The organism is Flavobacterium cheonhonense (assembly GCF_035671315.1).
Classification (GTDB): Bacteria; Bacteroidota; Bacteroidia; order Flavobacteriales; family Flavobacteriaceae; genus Flavobacterium; species Flavobacterium cheonhonense.
Map to the genome: position 1 here is coordinate 86,558 of NZ_JAXAVY010000007.1, position 16,743 is coordinate 103,300.

The window sequence follows — 16,743 nt, forward strand, 5'->3', positions numbered from 1 at the left end:
CATAACTTCTGCTTATTTTTGACATTATTTTAAGCCCATGATGCTCGTAAGGTATTTATCGCAAATAGGGAAATATTTCCTGATGTTGAAAGAAGTTTTCCGCAATCCCACAAAATGGTCGGCTATGCGACAGTTGATTTTTAAGGAGATTGATGATTTGATCATTGATTCGCTTGGGATTGTTTGCTTTATTTCGTTTTTCGTAGGAGGTGTAGTGTCGATACAAACGGCTTTGAACTTGACCAATCCGTTGATCCCCAAATACCTCATCGGTTTTGCCACGAGACAATCGGTTATTTTGGAGTTTGCGCCAACCTTTATCTCGATCATTATGGCGGGAAAAATGGGCTCATTCATCACTTCAAGTATAGGAACTATGCGGGTTACCGAACAAATTGATGCCTTAGAAGTAATGGGTGTAAATTCGTTAAACTATTTGATTTTCCCTAAAATTATTGCCTTGCTACTCTACCCTTTTGTGATTGGAATTGCGATGTTTTTAGGCGTATTTGGCGGATGGATTGCTTCGGTTTACGGCGGCTTTGCTTCGAGTAACGAATTTATTACCGGAATCCAACAAGAGTTTATTCCTTTTCATATTGCTTATGCCTTTATCAAAACCGTAGTTTTTGCCATGTTGCTGGCTACTATTCCCTCATTTCACGGTTATTATATGAAAGGCGGCGCTTTAGAAGTGGGTAAAGCCAGTACGGTTTCGTTTGTATGGACTTCGGTAACCATCATTTTATCGAATTATATTTTAACGCAATTACTGTTAACCTAATGATAGAAGTTAAAAATGTAGAAAAGTCTTTTGGAGACAGCAAGGTGTTAAAAGGAATTTCAACCGTTTTTGACGCCGGAAAAACCAATTTGATTATTGGGCAAAGTGGTTCGGGAAAAACAGTTTTGCTAAAGAGCTTGTTGGGTATACACTCACCCGACAAAGGTACAATTTCATTTGATGGGCGTATTTATTCGGAGTTAACACCGGATGAAAAAAGAGCTTTGCGAACTGAAATCGGCATGGTATTTCAGGGCAGTGCGCTTTTTGACAGTATGACAGTGGAAGAAAACGTTGGTTTTCCTTTAAAAATGTTCACCAATAAAACCGATGCCGAAATTAAAGAGCGAGTGAATTTTGTAATCAACCGTGTGAACCTCATCAATGCCAATCATAAAAAGCCTTCCGAAATTTCGGGTGGTATGCAAAAAAGGGTGGCGATTGCACGAGCCATTGTAAACAATCCTAAGTATCTTTTTTGTGACGAACCCAATTCGGGTTTAGATCCCAAAACAGCTATAGTAATTGACAATTTGATTCATGAAATCACGGTAGAATACAATATAACCACCGTAGTTAATACGCACGACATGAACTCGGTTATGGAAATTGGCGATAAAATCATCTTCTTGAAAGAAGGCATTTTGGCTTGGGAAGGCACCAAAAAAGACATCTTCAAAACCGATAACGAAGCGATAACTGATTTTGTATATTCGTCTAATCTGTTCAAAAAAATCAGAAAAGCGCAGAATAAGGAAGACTAATTAGTCGTGTATCAAATACACCCAACCCGATTTTACTTCTCCGGTATCCATAGTGGCTAAATAGTAATAAGTAGCACTGGGTAGAATGTGACCGTACTTGTCTTGGCCTTTCCATTGGTTGACATAATTTCCCATTTCGTAAACCAGCATACCGTATCGATTGAAAATTTTTAATCTTTCGACACCAAAGCCTGTTAAATCTAACGAATCATTATCGCCATCATTGTTGGCCGAAACACCTTTCGGAATCGAACAGATGGTTCGAATTACATTGATGGATTGGGTAACACTACACCCATTTTGATCCGTAATAGTTAAATCATAGTTCCCGGTAGCCGCTTTGGTAATCACAATCGGATTTTGTGAACTGCTAAAACCGTCTGGCCCGGCCCAATCAAAAGTGACATTCGAACCCGTAGTAGCTGCAACCACATACTCGTCATTGATACAATCTTGACTCAAACTAACAATCGGCAACTGATTAACAGTAATTTCTACAGTATCTGGTGTCGATTGGCAACCGTCGAGCACTGTATAAACGGAATACGTTCCGCTGTCTGTCAAGGATAACGGATTTAACATTGGATTTTGCTGTTGGGAAGCAAATCCATTTGGTCCGCTCCAAACATAGGTCGCATTCGGCACTGTAGAAGCGTATAAGTTCAAACTTCGAGTATCACAAATGACTGTATCGGAGGAAGCTATAGGCTGCTGTGGAATTTCTTTTAAAGTAATGTTTACGAAGGCCTCATCAGAAGCATTACAATTGCCAACCACTCGATATTTAAATTGATAGGTACCGAAAGCTACCGCAGCAGAATTCCAAAGATTGTTAGTCAAAGTTCCACTGGAAGTTAGTTCTGACCAAGTCCCATTAGCATCATAACTACCTTGTAAAAGCGCAAACAAATTAATATTGCCTTGACGACCACAATACGAAACCGTGTTGTTGTCACCGGCATTAGGTTGGGTATTCGAAACATTAATGGTATAACTCAACACCTGATTCAAACAAGATGCTGTGTTGTTCGTATAAGAAATGCTTACATAATATGTTCCGTTATTATTGGGCACATTAAAAGGTAAAAAATCTAATGAACTTGTTGTACTCAAGATGTTGGCGGTATCGTTTCCTTTCCACCATTGGTACTGGAAAAAAGCAAAATCGGGCACGGACAAAGTCAGGTTTTCACCATTACACAAAATGGTATTGGCGGTGATTTCTAACGGATTTGGACTCACAATTTCAAAAGCGCTGTTTAATAAATTACCACAGGCATCTTCCACTTGAAAGTTGTAAGTAGCCGCTTCCAAACCGGAGAACATATTAGAGTTCCCGTTATCTACTGCAAAGGGCTGTCCGTTTTTAGTAGTAATTCGGTATTGCATTGGATTTAAGCCTTCTGCCAGTACAATTACTTCAAATGTATTGCCGCAGGAAACAGCATAAACATCAGTAATCTTGGGTAAACCATTAAATTCAAATTCTTGCAGCGTTTCATAACATCTAAACAACACTTCATCTTCAAAAAGATCAAACACTTTCAAGACACGGAAACTTCCTAATGTAGCAAAATTGTAATTGATAGCGTTATTAACCAACGGATAAGAATTTGAATTATTAGGCAGAAAACCTTCCGTATAGCCAACATTAGTTACAGGATGTCCCCAACTGTTAGTAATAGGATTCCATTTTTGCAACCAATAAGTAGTAAAGCCCAAATTGTTTGAACTATGCGCTAACGACAAGTCAAATGAACCGCAATTCGGATTGATGACAATATCGGTTACCGGTTGATATCCTTGTATAGTAAAAGGCACAATAAAAGGAATACCGCAAACTATAGCTTCAAAAGTGTAATTTCCGGCCGGAAGCATGTCTAAAAAGAAAGCTGTTCCGTTTTGATTAATTCCGTCTGATACGTTAAAAGGCAGTGTTTGTTGATAGGAAGGCGGCGCTGTAAGTATAGTCACCGAGGACAATTCGGCTGTAAAATAAACAGCACCATATCCGGGTGAACAACCTATTCCTAAAATGGGTGCCGGAGGTCCGGGTGCCGGAATTAGATCAACTATAATTTCAATCGGGTCAGTACCTCCACATAATCCTATTGCGTTAAACACATAAGTTCCAACCGGCAAAACCAATCCAATATAATTGGCTGAATTAATTTGGGAAGTATAATTATAGGGAAGCGGTAAAGTATATGCCGGCGGTGCCGAAATCAGGAACAACTCTTGTATGTTATAAATCAAAACTGAACCGAAGTTACAGCCTACATTGTAAACCAAATCAAAAGGCGGACTCTCAGTAAAAATAACTTCAACAACAATGGTAAACGATTCGTTACAAGGACTAACAGCTTTAAAGGTGTAAGTACCGGCTATCATATCCGGAACAGCAACAGAATTATTGACTATTTGGGAAGTGAAATTATGTGGTACGGACAAACTATAGCCTGATGGTGCTGACAATAAGTTTAATGTTATTACATTGAAAAAAACAGCCGTTTTATGAGAACAATCGATAGGTGCCAACGAATAATAAGGATCCGTGTTCAAATTAGAAATCAACCCATTAACAGTGAAAATTGTTCCACATCGATCAACAACCGTAAAAGTATAACTGTAATTTTCTTCAAAAAAAGGTATATTTTGTAAAAAAAACTGTCCCGAAGACACGGTTTGAGTATAAACCAAATTAGGTCCGCTTGGCGGAGTTACCGTAGTAGTTACGGTTAATGGGTAAGCAATAACGCCATTAGGAACTAGCGGTTCAAATTCGGCGCTAACATTAACACTACAATCATCCAATTCTGGCGGAAACAATTCAAACTCCAAATTCGTATTGGCTTTTTCAACAGTATAGGTTTGTGTAACAGCTTCGCCACAATTGTCTCGAACCCGAACTTGGTAGGTTCCTGTAGTTAGGTTTGGAAACGTATTAGAAGTTTGTATCGGTCTTATTACAGGGCCGGAAAAAATTTCGTAGTTAACCGCCGTCCCCGTGAGAGTAGTGATGATTATGGAACCGTCAAAACTACAAATCTCGTCGTTCCCTGTAACTTGATAGGTCAAGATATTAACTTCGTCATCAATAGTAACATCTTGTTGTTGACTTCCACTCTGACTTCCTAAAGATTGCGTAGCGATAACACGGTAATCTCCGGCAATTAATCCGGTTAAGCTCGTTGCGGATTGCACAGAAATAGGTGTAGTAACATTCGGCAAGCGGTAAACAGAATACAGCATAGTTGCTCCTGCCGTGGTATTTGAAACTGAAAATTGTAACTCTCCGTTAGCTGTACAAGTTTCATCTACTTTTGTTACTGCAAGGGTAAAATTGGACAATTGTCCAAAGGTGAATTGAGTCAGAAACAGCAAAATCACTCCAATTTGCCAACGCATATCTTTCATGGTAATAGCATTTTTAACTCATGAAAGATACGATAAATCTTATTTGAATGCGTAAATTCTTAGTATTTGATACAAAAAAAAGAGCAAATGCTCTTTTTGAATTATAATTTGTCGGCCATAGCAGTGATTCGCTTGATGTCTTGTTCTTTACTTTTTGGGTAAATCATCAGCACACTATCGTTGTCTACTATGATGTAATCATCTAAGCCATCAATAACGACTAACTTTTGAGCATTAGAACGAATGATGTTATTAGAGGCATTTTCTAAAATAACAGTGGCATTTACTACGGCATTATTTTGATGGTCTTTATCGAGTTTTTCGTGTAACGAACCCCAAGTTCCCAAATCATTCCAATCGAAAGTGGCTGGCAATACATAAACATTATTGGCCTTTTCCATTACGGCATAATCAATGGAAATATTTTCAGCGTTTGGATAATTATCGAGGATAAATTGCTTTTCGTCAGTCGTGTTGTAACTGTCAAATCCATTTTGGAACAAAGCGTTCATTTGAGGTTGAAATTTTTCAAAAGCCTCTGTAATGGATTGAGCACTCCAAATAAAAATACCGCCGTTCCACAAAAAATTACCGGCTTCCAAAAACGACTTGGCCGTTTCGTAATCTGGTTTTTCTCGGAATTGGTTAACTTTCTTAATCGGATTAGCATCAACTTTATCAAATTCTATATACCCAAATCCGGTGTTTGGGAAAGTAGGCTGAATCCCTAAAGTCATTAAGGCTTTTTCCTTTTCACAAAAATCAAAACACTGTTGCAAATCGTGTGCAAAAGCAGCTTCATCTTCAATCCAATGATCGCTGGGCGCCACAACCATTACTGCATTGGGATTTTGTTTTTTTATTTTTAACGATGCGTATAAAATACAAGGTGCCGTATTTCGCATGGCAGGTTCCAACAAAACCTGTTCCGGCTTAACCATTGGCAACTGTTGTAAGACCAAGTCATTATAACGTTCGTTGGTTAAAATTAGAATATTCTCAGCCGGAATTAATCTAGACAAACGGCTAAAAGTTTTTTGAATCAAAGTTTCGCCCGAGCCCAACATATCGTGGAATTGCTTAGGAAAGTCGGTTGTACTTACCGGCCAAAATCGAGAACCGACACCGCCGGCCATTAGTATTGCGTAATAATTGTTATTCATTTTTTTTGGAGTAACTGAGTTGCTAAGATACTAAGTTGCTTTGTGTTTTTTGCGAATTTATCCCGGAATTATTTCAACTTCTGCATTGGCGTTAAACAAATACAAGCGTCCGGTTTTGATTTCAAGGCATTCGTAACGCTTCACTCGAAGTCCTTTCTTTTGGAAAATTCTGCCGTTTTTGATTCGGAACAAACTGCCGCTTGGGACTTCGTGTACAAAATGAATATCGGGTTTTCGCTCGTCAAATTGCTTTAAGGCGAAAGCCAATCGAGCATCTGTATCGCTACTTGCCGTGGGATTTCGGAAATGATTCGCCACCAAAGGTAACACCGAATGCGGAAAAATCTCCGGCCGGATAAATGGCACCATCAACCGCTGAAACGTATGCTTCCATTCGTTGCCATGTGGTTTTATCAAACGCCCGAATTTTTCATAAGCCACTAAATGGGCAATCTCATGAATCAAAGTGATGAGGAATCGGTATTTGTTCAAATTAGCATTCACCGTAATCTCGTGCTTTCCTCCTACCGCTCTGCGATAATCTCCGTGGCGTGTTTGGCGCTCGTTGACTATCTTCAAATGCACATTGTTGCTTTTGATCAACTCAAAGCAAGGCAATACGGCGTGTTCGGGCAGGTATTTTTGAAGGACTTCGCTCAAAGAATTATGAGTTATAAATTATGAGTTATGAGTTGTTTTTTGAGGTTATAATGATACTTTTTATGATTTTTAAGACTTCTACACATTGAGGATAAATAGTATTGAATTCTTTGGTTGAAATATAATCTGTCTCTTTTAAAAGTTCCAACCTGTACATAGTTTCGTCACATTCCTTTTGAGAAATGGATAGTTTATGAATGAAATCAAGTTTACTTTGTGCGTTAACAGCCTCTCTTACATTGGCTCCAACCGAGGTGACTGAACGTAAAAACTGCTTACTCATAACAAATTCTTTCTTATCCGAAATTAAACTTTTATAAAATTTAATCCCTGAAACGGCAAGTTCAAAACTTTTCGCTTTAATGATACTTTCACTCATAACTTATAACTCATAATTCATAACTGACTATGGTGTAGACGAACTTACTTGAATTACTTTTCCGTTGTGATACTTGTTACCGGTGAGGGCGAAATTTGCAATGTAATCGGACATTTCAGCTGCGGAAATTGGGGCTTCATAACCGGGAAAGGCTTCCTGTAACATTTCGGTATTTACGGCTCCGAGTGCTAAAACATTAAAGGCAATGCCTTGTTCTTTGTACTCTTCCGCTAACAATTCCGATAGCGTAATCACAGCACCTTTACTCGAACTGTAAGCTGCTAATCCGGCAAACTTCATGCTGCCTTGAATGCCACCCATCGAACTAATCGTAACCACGTGACTTCCTTTTTTCAAATACGGCAAACACACTCGTGTTAAATTGGCCACTCCAAAAACATTCACTCGATAGACACTTTCAAAGTCTTCTTGTGCCGTTTGCGAAAATGGTCGGTTTAGCAAACTCCCGGCATTGTGAATGATGACATCCACTTTCTCCCAAGCATGAGTAAGAAACTTATCTACCTCAGCCAATTCATCTTCTTTACCCAAGTCCACCGACAAACAAGTAATGTTTTCATTTTCTATTAAAGCTTGTGGCGTTTTACGGGAAATGGCCAGCACTTGGTGTCCGGCTTTGGCCAATTGTAGCGCCAATTCATAACCTATGCCACGCGATGTTCCAGTAATAATGATGTTTTTCTTCATAGCTTTCTTTTCTAGGGTAAATATAGTAAAACCTGAAAAGCTTACAAAAAGAAAAACCTTCCCGTGAAGGAAGGCTTTATATTAATTTTGAGAAAGAATTTACGAAACCAATCCTCTCGAAATAACAATTCTTTGAATCTCTGACGTGCCTTCGTAAATCTGTGTGATTTTAGAATCGCGCATCATTCGTTCTACGTGGTATTCGGCTACATAACCGTTTCCACCGTGAATTTGAACCGCTTCGTTAGCCACTTCCAAAGCAATTTCGGATGCGTACAACTTGGCCATAGCACCAGAGTGCGCAATGTCTTTGCCTTCATCTTTTTCAGCAGCTGCTTTCATGATTAACAATTTGGCTGCTGTAATTTTAACATACATATCCGCCAATTTGAAAGCAATGGCTTGGTGCTTGAAAATTTCTTTCCCGAAAGCTTTTCTTTCGTTGGCGTATTTTAAGGCTAATTCGTAAGCTCCGGTAGCGATACCTAAGGCTTGAGAAGCAATTCCGATACGACCGCCGTTTAATACATTCATCGCAAAATTGAACCCGAAACCATCCGCTCCGATACGATTTTCCTTTGGAACTTTAACATCGGTAAACATTAACGAATGGGTGTCGCTGCCGCGGATTCCCATTTTCTTTTCTTTCGGTCCGATTTCAAAACCTTCCCAACCTTTCTCCACGATAAAGGCGTTGATTCCTTTGTGTCCTTTTTCAACATCAGTTTGCGCCATTACTAGATACGTAGAAGCGGTTCCTCCGTTGGTAATCCAGTTTTTGGTTCCGTTTAACAAGTAGTAATCGCCCATGTCTTTGGCGGTTGTTTTTTGAGATGAAGCATCACTCCCTGCCTCCGGCTCCGACAAACAAAACGCCCCAATTACTTCTCCTTTTGCCAAAGGCACTAAGTATTTCATTTTTTGTTCTTCTGAACAATATTTTTCCATTCCGGCGCATACCAAAGAATTGTTCACCGACATAATAACCGCAGCTGAAGCATCTACTTTGGCAATTTCTGTCATGGCTAATACATAAGAAACGCTGTCCAAACCGGCACCGCCATATTTCGGATCTACCATCATCCCCATAAACCCTAACTCTGCCATCATTTTGACTTGCTCTGTTGGGAATTTAGAGTGCTCGTCTCTTTCTATTACACCCGGCAACAATTCGGCTTGTGCAAAATCGCGGGCCGCTTGTTGAATCATTAACTGCTCTTCGGTTAAATTAAAATCCATATACTGTAACGGTTATTGTTTGTTGTTTCTTTACTTTTGGTGCGCAAAAATAGGATTTAAAAGTTAGAATTTCAAACGTTTTCGTAATTTTAGCCAATGTTGAAAGAAAGTTATATAGTTATAGGCGTCATGTCGGGTACTTCGCTCGATGGCGTCGATTTGGCGCACATTCATTTCTCGGTTATTGAGGGAAAATGGCGCTACAAATTTTTGGAAAGCGAAACTATCCCATACACCGAAGATTGGTTAAACAAATTGCGAACGGCCGTTGATTTTTCTCAGAAAGAATTACAACAACTGAACCTTGATTATACCGCACTTTTGGGCAACATTATCAAAGACTTTATCCGCCGGAATAACATCAAAAATCTCGATGCCGTTTGCAGTCACGGCCACACGATTTTGCACCAACCCCAAAACGGTTTCACTTTGCAGATAGGCAACTTAAAAGAAATTGCTGAAATAGTTGGTCAAACAGTAGTTTGTGATTTTCGGGTACAAGATGTCAAGCTTGGCGGACAAGGTGCGCCTTTGGTACCGATTGGCGACCGAATTTTATTTGCTGAATACGACTATTGTTTGAACCTAGGCGGATTTTCCAACATCTCTTTTGAACAAGACGGAAAACGCATAGCATTTGACATTTCACCGGTGAATACCGTATTGAACTTTTACGCGAATCAACTCGGCTTACCTTATGACGACAAAGGGGAAATAGCCCGAAGCGGTGAAACCGATATGACCTTGTTGGAAGAATTAGACAACTTATCTTACTACCAAAAAACGTATCCGAAATCGTTGGGTTTTGAATTTGTCAAAACCATCGTGTTGCCTTTGATGGAAAGTTACGACCTTCCTATTGAAGACAAAATGCACACATTTATCAAACATATAGCGAAACAAACCGCTTATGCGTTACCGGAAAGAAAAGGCAAAATGCTCGTAACCGGCGGCGGCGCTTACAATACTTTTTTGTTGGAATGTATGCAAAATTACTTGACTGAAATGACCATAGTGGTACCCGATGCCAAGACCTTAGAATACAAAGAAGCGCTGATTTTCGGACTCCTAGGCGTTTTAAAATTACGCAAAGAAATTAATGTTTTGAGTAGTGTTACAGGGGCGAAGAAAGACCATAGTAGCGGAAAGTGCTACAAGCAAAATTAAATCCAGGAAGTTTCCAACCTTTTTCTTTTTTTTCTACTCTATTTCCTTATACAAGGTAGCAACTGTAATTTATTGTCTTAACACACAATAAATTAACAAGTTTTTTCGTTTTAACTTAAAACCCGAAATTATGAAAAAGGCACTTTTAGCACTGTTCTGTATTTTTATGTTTGGTGAAATTTTTAGTCAAACTGAGTTTGAAACTCATAAAAACGGACTAATTTATCCTGATGCCACTATGAGTAAATTGGGAAAAATTGTTGACTCATTAAATTTAAAATTCAAGACCTGTGAACTAAACAAAGTTTTTTATGCCAACAGTCAAACGATTGGACATATAATAACGCTCGAAAACACCGATTGCAAAGAGGCGCGCAAAGATTTAGACAACAACATTTCGTTTGAGGATTTTATAAAAAAATATCCTGCTGCAAAGGTTAAAAAGGAGGTATTGTTACTAAAATTCAAGTTTGAGGATTATAACGAAAATGAAATCATATCGTTTAGCGAAATTGAGTTAAATGATGGATATGGACTCAAAATCCAAAGACCTTACAAAGACAATCTGTTCAACAAAGCAGTCAAAAATACTTGGCTATATGATTATTATGAAAAAACAAGCTATTCGAAAGAAAGTGTAACGGCATTTTATTTTCCGGAAAATTTCTCTTCCATACCCATTCACGATAACTATGCTAAACTGATAGGCTATGCCGATTGTTTGATTGACACTACGTCGACCAAACTGTTAAAAGAGGCTAAACAAGGATGGTTTAAAACTCCCGAAAATTGGCAAAACCTTAGTGATAAGAAAAAAGCAAACCTACTAAAGGAATTGCGTTCTAAAATAGTTATAGGAGGTTGCAGCATGGATGATTCTCCAAGAATTCACGCCATGTATATCGCACTTCTCTCTGCCGAGACAACCAATTGGGAAGTTTTCTTAAAATCACATCTTGACATCATGAATGATCGATTTGAAAGGGTATCTGATGGAAGCTATGCTTATGGCAGAAGAAAAACCTATATCAAGGAGCTTGAAGAATTAAATATTAATGTAGTGAATCTTTTATTAGGCATTTCATTGCGAATGGAAAACCCAACCAAAAATCATTACTACGGCAATATCAGCCGATTGGGTAGAGCAATAACTGAGTCCAAAGACAAGAAAGTTTTTGAAGAAGCAATATTAGCAATGATTGAAGACAACAATCTAGATGACTACAACAGAGTATCAGCTTATTTTCTGTACCTAAGCTATAACAACCACTTAGAAGATCAGACAGAACAACAAAACAACTTAGATAAAGTAAGTAAAGCAGTTGCAAAACTCCCAGATTATCTAAAAACCAAAATTAAAATCAAGGATATCAAAACCCGATAACTCGGCTATACAACTTATTCAAATAAAGCCTGACGGATTTTAATAACTGTCAGGCTTAGCTATTTGTACAAATCCCAACACGCAACGCGCAACTCCTAACTCATAATTCCTATATTTGCACCACTAACAAACTAAACTAATGAAAGATTTACTTAAAAAATTCGAAAACAAACAACCTGAAATAGTATTCCATTGGAAAGATAACGAAACCGATGCCGAAGGATGGACAGTAATTAATTCCCTGCGCGGTGGTGCAGCCGGTGGCGGAACCCGTATGCGCAAAGGACTAGACATGAATGAAGTGTTATCGTTGGCCAAAACCATGGAAGTGAAATTCTCAGTGTCCGGTCCGGCTATTGGCGGTGCTAAATCGGGAATTAATTTCGACCCGAATGATCCGCGTAAAAAAGGGGTTTTGCAACGTTGGTATAAAGCGGTTTCTCCACTATTGAAAAGCTATTACGGAACCGGTGGCGACTTGAATGTAGACGAAATCCACGAAGTAATTCCGATGACCGAAGAATGTGGTGTATGGCATCCGCAGGAAGGTGTTTTTAACGGACACTTCAAACCTACCGAAGCCGATAAAATTAACCGTATCGGGCAATTGCGTCAAGGCGTAATTAAAGTAATCGAAAACCCGAAATTTTCTCCTGATGTATTGCGTAAATATACCGTAGCCGACATGATTACCGGTTATGGCGTGGCCGAAGCCGTTCGTCATTATTACGATATTTACGGTGGCGATGTGAAAGGCAAAAAAGCCATCGTACAAGGTTTCGGAAACGTAGGTTCGGCAGCCGCTTTTTATTTGGCCGATATGGGTGCTAAAGTGGTTGGTATTATTGACCGCGACGGAGGTGTGATTAAAGAAGAAGGCTTTTCGTTTGAAGAAATCAAAAGGTTGTTCTTGAACAAAGACGGCAACAAATTGGTGGCTCAAAACATGATTCCGTTTGCGGAAATTAACGACAGCATTTGGAAATTGGGTGCCGAAATTTTCACCCCATGCGCAGCCTCTCGTTTGGTAACTAAAGACCAAGTAGATACTATGATTGCTTCCGGACTGGAAGTGATTTCATGTGGTGCGAATGTACCGTTTGCCGATAAAGAAATTTTCTTTGGTCCGATTATGGAAGAAACCGACAGCAAAGTGAGTTTGATTCCGGATTTCATTTCCAATTGTGGTATGGCGCGTGTTTTTGCCTACTTTATGGAGAAAAAAGTACAAATGACAGACGAAGCCATTTTCTACGACATCTCGGAAACCATCAAAAAAGCCTTAGAAAAAGCACACGATTTGAATTCGGATAAAAAGCATATCAGCGCTACGGCTTTTGAAAATGCTTTGAAACAGTTGGTGTAATATTTCATTAACTGTACGGATTACACAATATTTAGTACCTTTAAGCGTTATAAAGTAAACTAACACCGGATAAAATGAGTTTTGAAATATCAGATAACGATAAAAAATCCTTAGCCATCACTACGTTAGTGTATGCTGTTTTACTGTTGTTGTTATTCTTTTTGCGCTTTTGGCCTCCGGCTGACATGAAAATCATGGGCGGCGGCGGCGGTGGCGGCATCGAAATGAATTTTGGCGACAGCGATTACGGAATGGGCGACAATTACAAAAGCGAAGTCCTTAACGTTAAAGACCAAGCTAAAGTTACCCCAACAGCAGCCTCGCCTGAAGATGATGTAATTGCGGATGAAAGTGATGACAACGAAACCAACGTAGCCATTCCGAAAAAGGATATTAAAAAAACGCCTACGCCGGTGGTACCGAAAAAAGACATCAAACCTACGCCCGAAAAACCTAAAGTTTCTAAAAATGCGAATGACGCTTTGTCGAGTTTGTTAGGTAACAAAGGTGGCGATGGTAACGATACCAAAAGCGGCAACAAAGGTAATGCCGGCGGCAACTTAAACTCTAACGGTTATTACGGTAACGGCAGCGGAACAGGTTCGGGTGGCGGAAACGGCAGTGGCAACGGAACCGGAAACGGTTCGGGTAGCGGCTCAGGCAGTGGTAGCGGAAGCGGTGGCGGAAACGGCAGTGGCGCGGGTTACTCTTTAGGTAACAGAAAGGCACTTGTTAAACCAACCCCAAAAAATCCGTGCGGTAATGAAAGTGGTAAAGTTGCTGTACGAGTAAATGTAGACCGAAACGGAAATACGATTAGTGTAACCACAGGAGTTCAAGGAACAACAAACACCAACAGTTGCTTAGCGGCACAAGCTAAAAAAGCTGCAATGGAAACCAAATGGGAAGCCGACCCTAATGCTTCTGAAAAACAAACAGGTACCATTATTTATATTTTTGGTTTTCAGTCTCAATAAAAACGTGAACTATAGCCCTGATAGCAGTGGCATCCTTTTAAAAAAAATCTCCACCCGAAAAGGTAGAGATTTTTTTTAAAAGATAGAACGGATAGCAGGACGACTGTGGTAAGAAAGATAATGGTCCCGCTCCTTATTCTTAGACTATTTCGGACTCGTAGCGATAACGAATTTCAATTTGTTTCTCACGCCTATTTGCAGCACGTCTACTAAATCTTGTACTTGCAAATTGAACGGAATTCTAATCACAACGGTTTGTTGCTTAGAAGGGTCGATTTTAGACAACAAGGTGGTTTCCAATTGCTCGAAAGCGACTTGTTCTTTGTCGATAAAAAACTCTTTCTGTTCAGTAACAGAGAGTGTAATCAATTGCTTGTTGGTTTTTTCGTTGGTTTGCGACTTAGGCAAGGTCATTCGAATCACATTGGGATTGGCCAAGGTGGAAATGATGAGAAAAAACAACAACAAGAAAAACATAATGTCGCTCAAGGACGAGGTGGCGACTTCTGCGTGAAATCGTTTATTTCGCTTTATGGCCATTGGGTCTTTGGATTATGTTGACAAATTCTAATACTTGTTTTTGAATAGACAACGAGAAGCTGTCGATGCGACCGTTAAATAAGTGGTATGCAGCATAAGCGATGATACCAACGATTAAACCGGCACCACTACTGATCATTTTTTCGTATAAACCGCCGGAGATATTTCCGATACTGATGTCTTCGGTAACTGAAATACTATAGAAAATTTTGATTACCCCGGAAATGGTTCCGATAAACCCTAACGTAGGCGCGATACCGGCGATTAACCCGAGTTGGCCTAGGCGTTTTTCCATGTAGCCGATTTCGATGTTGGCTGCGCGTTCCATATTGGATTCGATTTCATTGATATGACGACCGATGGTAAGCACACCTTCTTTGATCACATTGCCTTGCGCATTGCCGCTTCTTTCGGCTGCGTTTACTGCCAATTCGATGTTGGCATTATTCAAATGATTGCGGATATCGGCCATCAAATGATTGTCGATTTTAGCCGCTTTTTGGATGTACATATAACGCTCGAAAATGACATACAAAGTGTAGAAAAGTAAGATGGCGATAGGAATTAAAAAAAGACCACCTTTAAAAAGGAATTCTAAGACCGAAACTTCATTAGTTAAAGCGGGATTGGCAGTATTGGCGGCTGGAATATTCTGAGCTAAACTGTCCACTTGCAACTGTAAAAATGTACTGATCATATTTGTTTAATTTTGGGCTGTTAATTCTGAAAATAGTTTCAAATTTGTATTGACCGTATCGGCATCACAATATACAACGAAAAAAAAATTAAAAAAGTATATCAAAAAAATATTTTCCCGAAATTATGAACTACCAGGAAACCTTGGAATGGATGTTTAACAAACTGCCGATGTATCAAACGCAGGGAGCAACAGCTTATCGAAAAGACATCACCAATACGGTGCTGTTGGCAGAGCATTTAGGGCAGCCCGAAAAACAGCTCAAATGCATACACGTAGCCGGTACTAACGGGAAAGGCTCTACTTCTCACCTATTAGCTTCTGTCTTGATGGAAGCCGGGTATAACGTTGGCCTTTACACCTCGCCTCACTTAAAAGATTATCGAGAGCGAATTACCATAAACGGCGAACCAATTTCAGAGGCTTACGTAGTAGAATTCATGGCCAAAAACAAAGGCTTTTTTGAAACGCATCAGTTGAGTTTTTTTGAGATGAGTGTGGGTTTGGCTTTTGAGTATTTTGTGCATGAAAAAATCGACATAGCCATTATTGAAGTAGGCATGGGCGGCCGATTGGATTCGACCAACATCATTACACCATTGATTTCCGTGATTACCAATATTGGTCTGGACCATACCCAATTTTTAGGTGATACTTTAGAAGCGATTGCTTTTGAGAAAGCCGGGATTATCAAAAACAACATTCCTGTAGTGATTGGCGAATACTTAGCGGAAACCAAACCTGTATTTACGACTAAAGCGAAAGAAACCCATTCCGAGCTATACTTTGCCTCCGATTTAGTACAAGAAGATTATCCTTGCGGCTTGTTGGGCGACTATCAGTTTTACAATAAAAAGACCGTCATCCAAACTTTGCGGGTTTTACAGGAAAAGCAATTGTTGCAAGTTTCTGAAGACGCCATTAAAAACGGTTTCCTGAAGGTGATTGACAACACCCATTTACAAGGGCGATGGCAACAATTGGGCACTAATCCGAAAATTATTTGCGATACGGCACACAATGCTCACGGTTTGACAGTGGTAATAGAACAGCTAAAAAAGGAAAAATACAATCAATTACATTTGGTTTTGGGTGTGGTAAACGACAAAAAACTGGATGATATTTTGATTTTATTGCCCAAAAACGCCCAATATTATTTTTGTAAACCAAATATTTCTCGCGGATTAGAAGCAACCGTTTTACAAGAAAAGGCCGCAACATTCGGACTTAATGGCCCAATATACAATTCTGTTTCAGAAGCTTACGAACACAGTAGAAAAATGGCCGCAGCTGAAGATTTCATTTATGTTGGCGGCAGTACTTTTGTAGTGGCAGAAATTTTGTAATTTTTTTCGATTTTAATTTGCAGAATCAAAAAACTGCCCTATATTTGCACCGCAATCAAGCACAAAACGGGCGATTAGCTCAGCTGGTTCAGAGCATCTCGTTTACACCGAGAGGGTCGGGGGTTCGAATCCCTCATCGCCCACAACCGTTT

15 protein-coding genes and 1 tRNA gene are annotated in these 16,743 nt (G+C 39.5%); 8 read left to right on the plus strand and 8 right to left on the minus strand.

The window, feature by feature from the left end; genetic code table 11:
* The first annotated feature begins 37 nt into the window (after window positions 1-37).
* Window positions 38-784, plus strand: coding sequence for an MlaE family ABC transporter permease (locus SK086_RS12740; protein ID WP_324692095.1), 747 nt, complete (start codon window positions 38-40; stop codon window positions 782-784).
* A complete protein-coding gene (locus tag SK086_RS12745) occupies window positions 784-1,548 on the plus strand; it encodes an ABC transporter ATP-binding protein (RefSeq protein WP_290875396.1) in 765 nt (254 codons plus the stop codon). Before SK086_RS12740 ends, SK086_RS12745 begins: the two co-directional genes overlap by 1 nt.
* Here the strand turns inward: SK086_RS12745 and SK086_RS12750 are convergent, their stop codons facing one another.
* From SK086_RS12750 to SK086_RS12775, 6 genes are all read right to left on the minus strand, one after another.
* Window positions 1,549-4,965, minus strand: a complete 3,417-nt coding sequence (locus SK086_RS12750; protein WP_324692098.1) for a T9SS type B sorting domain-containing protein — start codon at window positions 4,963-4,965, stop codon at window positions 1,549-1,551.
* A 101-nt stretch (window positions 4,966-5,066) separates the two neighbouring features.
* Entirely contained in the window at window positions 5,067-6,128 is a 1,062-nt protein-coding gene (locus SK086_RS12755; RefSeq protein ID WP_324692100.1) for a mannose-1-phosphate guanylyltransferase, read from the minus strand.
* Between the two features lie 57 nt (window positions 6,129-6,185).
* Window positions 6,186-6,788: a SprT-like domain-containing protein gene (locus SK086_RS12760; RefSeq protein ID WP_324692102.1), complete on the minus strand. Its 603-nt coding sequence runs from the start codon at window positions 6,786-6,788 to the stop codon at window positions 6,186-6,188.
* Window positions 6,789-6,813: 25 nt separating this feature from the next.
* Window positions 6,814-7,167: a four helix bundle protein gene (locus tag SK086_RS12765; protein ID WP_324692104.1), complete on the minus strand. Its 354-nt coding sequence runs from the start codon at window positions 7,165-7,167 to the stop codon at window positions 6,814-6,816.
* A gap of 27 nt (window positions 7,168-7,194) precedes the next feature.
* Window positions 7,195-7,875, minus strand: coding sequence for an SDR family NAD(P)-dependent oxidoreductase (locus SK086_RS12770; RefSeq protein ID WP_324692106.1), 681 nt, complete (start codon window positions 7,873-7,875; stop codon window positions 7,195-7,197).
* A 99-nt stretch (window positions 7,876-7,974) separates the two neighbouring features.
* Window positions 7,975-9,114, minus strand: coding sequence for an acyl-CoA dehydrogenase family protein (locus tag SK086_RS12775; RefSeq protein ID WP_324692108.1), 1,140 nt, complete (start codon window positions 9,112-9,114; stop codon window positions 7,975-7,977).
* Window positions 9,115-9,210: 96 nt separating this feature from the next.
* Between SK086_RS12775 and SK086_RS12780 the strand changes: the two genes are divergently transcribed.
* The 4 genes from SK086_RS12780 to SK086_RS12795 all read left to right on the plus strand — a co-directional run bounded on the left by SK086_RS12780 (window position 9,211) and on the right by SK086_RS12795 (window position 14,008).
* Window positions 9,211-10,281: an anhydro-N-acetylmuramic acid kinase gene (locus SK086_RS12780; protein ID WP_324692111.1), complete on the plus strand. Its 1,071-nt coding sequence runs from the start codon at window positions 9,211-9,213 to the stop codon at window positions 10,279-10,281.
* 130 nt (window positions 10,282-10,411) lie between these two features.
* Window positions 10,412-11,665, plus strand: a complete 1,254-nt coding sequence (locus SK086_RS12785; protein ID WP_324692113.1) for a hypothetical protein — start codon at window positions 10,412-10,414, stop codon at window positions 11,663-11,665.
* A 139-nt stretch (window positions 11,666-11,804) separates the two neighbouring features.
* Window positions 11,805-13,031: a Glu/Leu/Phe/Val dehydrogenase dimerization domain-containing protein gene (locus SK086_RS12790; RefSeq protein ID WP_290875548.1), complete on the plus strand. Its 1,227-nt coding sequence runs from the start codon at window positions 11,805-11,807 to the stop codon at window positions 13,029-13,031.
* Window positions 13,032-13,105: 74 nt separating this feature from the next.
* Complete coding sequence (locus SK086_RS12795; RefSeq protein ID WP_290875546.1) at window positions 13,106-14,008, plus strand: energy transducer TonB; 903 nt, start codon at window positions 13,106-13,108, stop codon at window positions 14,006-14,008.
* Window positions 14,009-14,152: 144 nt separating this feature from the next.
* Here the strand turns inward: SK086_RS12795 and SK086_RS12800 are convergent, their stop codons facing one another.
* Together SK086_RS12800 and SK086_RS12805 are read right to left on the minus strand one after the other, a co-directional pair.
* Window positions 14,153-14,548, minus strand: a complete 396-nt coding sequence (locus SK086_RS12800; protein WP_290875544.1) for an ExbD/TolR family protein — start codon at window positions 14,546-14,548, stop codon at window positions 14,153-14,155.
* Window positions 14,529-15,242: a MotA/TolQ/ExbB proton channel family protein gene (locus tag SK086_RS12805; RefSeq protein ID WP_290875556.1), complete on the minus strand. Its 714-nt coding sequence runs from the start codon at window positions 15,240-15,242 to the stop codon at window positions 14,529-14,531. The genes SK086_RS12800 and SK086_RS12805 overlap by 20 nt, the downstream gene beginning before the upstream one ends.
* A gap of 128 nt (window positions 15,243-15,370) precedes the next feature.
* Here SK086_RS12805 and SK086_RS12810 point away from each other — a divergent pair, with 128 nt between their 5' ends.
* Entirely contained in the window at window positions 15,371-16,591 is a 1,221-nt protein-coding gene (locus SK086_RS12810; protein ID WP_324692115.1) for a bifunctional folylpolyglutamate synthase/dihydrofolate synthase, read from the plus strand.
* A gap of 68 nt (window positions 16,592-16,659) precedes the next feature.
* Window positions 16,660-16,734 (plus strand) — tRNA-Val (locus tag SK086_RS12815).
* The last annotated feature ends 9 nt before the right edge of the window (window positions 16,735-16,743 follow it).